This is a genomic window from Pseudomonas citronellolis (genome assembly GCF_900112375.1).
GTDB lineage: Bacteria > Pseudomonadota > Gammaproteobacteria > Pseudomonadales > Pseudomonadaceae > Pseudomonas > Pseudomonas citronellolis.
Genome location: NZ_FOLS01000069.1, coordinates 1 through 2373, shown reverse-complemented (window position 1 = coordinate 2373; position 2373 = coordinate 1). Strand labels below are relative to the sequence as shown.

Genomic DNA, 2373 nt, shown 5'->3' with positions numbered 1-2373 from the left:
TTGCACTGGCATCAGGCCAGTGGCCTGTACCTGGCCCTCTACCGGGCCTACGACCCGGAATCTGGGCGATGGCTGAGCCGTGATCCGATTGGGGAACGAGGGGGGATTAATCTTTATGCGTATGTAGAGGGAAATCCTATTTCGTTGCATGACGCTAAAGGTCTTGCCGCTGAGGGAGCTGCGGTTGGAGCAAGCGTCGGAGCCGTTGCTGGTGGTGCGGTTGGCACGATTGCAGGTGGCCTGGGTGGAAGCGTCATTCCTGGATTTGGCACTGTCGGAGGAGGGCTGGCGGGGGCAACAGAAGGTGCCCTATGGGGGGCTGCGGGAGGTGCAGCAGTCGGCAGTCTCATACAGGATGCTTATAACTGGTGTACTGAAGATGATGAGTCTGAAACAGACAGGAACTGTGAAGCACTTTACCAAAGTAGCTTGCAGACATGTGCGGGATTAAGTGGCCGAAAGAAATTCTCTTGCTTTGAAGCAGCCAGGGAAAATAGAGAACAATGCTACAGAGAGAGAGGTAGGTAATATGGTAGGCAGCGAAGTTCGATATATAGCAGAGCGAGTGCTCTTGTTGGCAGAGAAGAATGAGTCCAGAAAAAGACAAATAAAAATAAAAATTTCTGAGCCAAAAATAGTCGAGCAATCTATGGTGACTTTTCCGGTTGATGGTGTTGTGGCGATATGTCATGTGGAGATAGAGGGATTGGAAGAGCAAAGTTTTGACGTATATGGAGCGGACTCTCTGCAAGCAGTAAGTCTGGCTGCTGATATTGAGATGCTGATTGAGCGCTTAAGTTCTAAATATGATTTTTATTGGTCATCAGGTGAGCCTTATTTTGACGAGTAGTCATGCTTCGGATGGCGTGATTGTAAGATTTTTCAAGTTCCAAGAGCTTCCTGGAATCGGCTTCATGTCGAAGGTTTTAAATGTTATTGGCTGGGAGAGGAATATCTACTTTGGATGGTGTGGAGCTGATTAATTGTCATCGCCGACCATTTACTAAGGAGGCTCTGAGGAATGCTTCCCGATGCGTATACAACGGGGAGTCCAATTAGTGCCATTTATCCAAATGGTTCATGTCCGTGTAGTGTATCTTTCGATATAGTTTCAGCGGCAAGATCTGATGGTCGCGGCCGGAGTAGGGAGACAGACCATACTGATGTGAATTCAGGTTTTGGTGAAGGTACATATAAGTGTGATCTCTGTGCGGACACTCAATACGAGCTGTCTGGATGCAATCTTCCAAATATGGGGGAAGTTTGTTTCCGAGGATCTGAGGAAATACCCACCAGGTGCCCAGCGCTTATCAGCTCCAAGCTATTATTTGCCCAGCTGGATAGTAATTTCTGTGTCGGAAAAAACTGGCGATCTGATTGCCCATGGGGCACGTCGGGATTGTTGCTGGGTCTAGGGAATCTATCTCTGCTTCGCCTGGCTGAGTTGTGGAAAATTATTATTGGGATTCCGAGAAGGTAAAACCCAAATTATCTGTCGATGCATCTGCCTATGAAGACGAATAAGAGATCTTAGCCTAGATGAAAACGATAACCCGATACCTGCGCCTTACATGAAGGGGCGTGCTCTTGGTCTGACGAAAAATATGGCCTGGCTAGAGAGTTTAATATCGCAGAAAGGTCAGTTTCAGGCACGAACTTTACTGGCAATGGATACACCCGAAAAACTACGCGGAGGTAATAAGTTAAATTGAATCAGACAGTTGAAATCAAGAGGCTGGATAGTCTCATAAGAGGCCGGAATTATGAGGAGGCTCTCAGTGTTTGCAATCTTCTGCTAGAGAAAGAAAGCAGCCTTGGGGATCTGGATGTTTTGCGTAAAAGATCCCATGTATATAGCTTGATAGGCGATTATCAGTTGGCCATTGACGATCGCCTTGAGCTTATTTTTCGGGCGACTGAGCAGAGCGATTTTTTCTTTGCTTCTCTATATTGTATTAGGATTAATAGGTTGAGGGATGCATATAGGATAGTGAATTCAGGGATTTTAGAGTTGCCTGTTTCTGTACATGCCCCCTTTGCTGGAGAGCTTATTTTTCTTAGGGGTTACATACTTCTAAAGTTAGGGCTATACCAAGAGGCGCAGGAGGCATGCGGCCACATAAAGGATGGTATGAAGATGTGGGTTTCTAATTTAAATAAACCAATCTCAAAAGATGATCTTAAAGATGCGGCTGAGCAGCGTAATAGTGAATTCGATCTAGGCTGCTGATACGTATAGTCAAATTTCGAAGGCGGCCAGATGCTGGAGGGCCGAACAGAGTACTACGTGAAGGACTCCTTGGGCAGTGTGATCGGCCGTAGCACGGGTAGCGGACCCCTGCAGCGCCTCCACTACACACCCTACGGAGGCAA

General features: G+C 47.1%; 3 protein-coding genes. All 3 read left to right on the top strand.

All coding sequences use genetic code 11. From position 1 onward, the window contains the following. The 3 genes from BM060_RS33635 to BM060_RS32810 all read left to right on the top strand — a co-directional run bounded on the left by BM060_RS33635 (position 1) and on the right by BM060_RS32810 (position 2230). A complete protein-coding gene (locus BM060_RS33635; protein WP_074986574.1) occupies positions 1-528 on the top strand; it encodes an RHS repeat-associated core domain-containing protein in 528 nt (175 codons plus the stop codon). Continuing rightward, positions 452-850, top strand: a complete 399-nt coding sequence (locus tag BM060_RS32815; RefSeq protein WP_177224374.1) for a hypothetical protein — start codon at positions 452-454, stop codon at positions 848-850. The genes BM060_RS33635 and BM060_RS32815 overlap by 77 nt, the downstream gene beginning before the upstream one ends. 858 nt (positions 851-1708) lie before the next feature. After that, positions 1709-2230 carry a hypothetical protein gene (locus BM060_RS32810; protein WP_135499810.1) on the top strand — a complete coding sequence of 174 codons (522 nt, stop codon included), beginning with the start codon at positions 1709-1711 and terminating at the stop codon, positions 2228-2230. Positions 2231-2373 lie beyond the last annotated feature (143 nt).